This window comes from Aeromonas cavernicola (assembly GCF_002795305.1).
GTDB classification, from domain to species: Bacteria; Pseudomonadota; Gammaproteobacteria; order Enterobacterales; family Aeromonadaceae; genus Aeromonas; species Aeromonas cavernicola.
This window is the reverse complement of the sequence record NZ_PGGC01000106.1, coordinates 1-1054: the sequence shown is the minus strand read 5'-3', so window position 1 is coordinate 1054 and position 1054 is coordinate 1. Positions and strand designations below refer to the sequence as shown.

Sequence of the window (1054 nt, the reverse complement as noted above, 5' to 3'; positions counted from 1 at the left end):
GTGGTAGCGGTGTCTGTGGCTTTGCTCGATAGGCTGGCCAGCTCATCACGTAGCGTGCTAATCGCCTGCTCGGTGTCATGGTGCTGCTGCTTAAGGGCCTCTAGTTGCCCGACGGATAGGGCCTGTCTGACGTATTCCGGCACACTCACATTGGCCGCTTTTGCGGCTAGCTCGATGGCGGTTTTTTGCTGCTCGGACACCCTGACACTCAATACCGACATAACGCCCCCTGTATACGGCTGTTTTCAGCAGGGTAAACACCTGTAATGGCAAGGTCTAGCGGCGTATTTTGAGGAGGCGGGGTGTAAACATGAGCGTGACCGACAGGCACGACACCGATTGTATACAGGCACGAGACCGATGTTTACACGTACCGTGTTCCCATTCGGCGTGCCTGCATCCTATCGGCGTGCCAAAGGGTGGCCCTTTGAAACCTGAATGAGGTTCTACGAACCCTAATACCCCCCTGTTTTTTCTGCTCGCAACATGGCTGTTATTTGCTGCCAGCACCAAGCCGTTCAAAGACGTTACTGTGAGCGGTTCACAGCTCACAGTAACGTCAGTAGTCAGATAAAAATCGTGTGGCAGCCGGAACGTGTCAGCGAGCAAATATTAAGAACCTAACCCCAGCCGAGGGCCTTAAATCATGTGCGTCGTGAGTGTGAGCGTATTTTTGTGCGTGAAATCGCGGCAAGCCAATGATCACGCTATGTAGCGGCGAATTTATGAGTCGTACATAGCGTGGTCGAGAGAGAGCAATCCTCGTCAATGTCTGGGCGCGACATGTAGGCGGGATGGCCAGCAGGAAAGCTTCACACAAGATAGGTGAAGCCACCCTGCGCAGGTGGGGTATGCCTACCGCGCTGCGCTTGGTATCCCCGTGTGGCACAGACAGCAAAAGGCCCGCTGTCAGCGCCACACGGGGATCGAATAGGGCATCGGGGGTCTGTGCTGACGGCACGTTGTTACAGGTGATCAGCACGGAGGAATCAAAATAACCATTCTGAATAATCAAAAATAGAAATTGATGTATGGGGCGTTGGTGGAGGCCAAA

1 protein-coding gene is annotated in these 1054 nt (G+C 53.8%); it reads right to left on the bottom strand.

Going from position 1 to position 1054, the window contains the following annotated elements:
* Positions 1-221 (bottom strand): plasmid mobilization protein (locus CUC53_RS12370; protein WP_157798264.1); only part of this gene is annotated, 221 nt, incomplete at its 3' end.
* Positions 222-1054 lie beyond the last annotated feature (833 nt).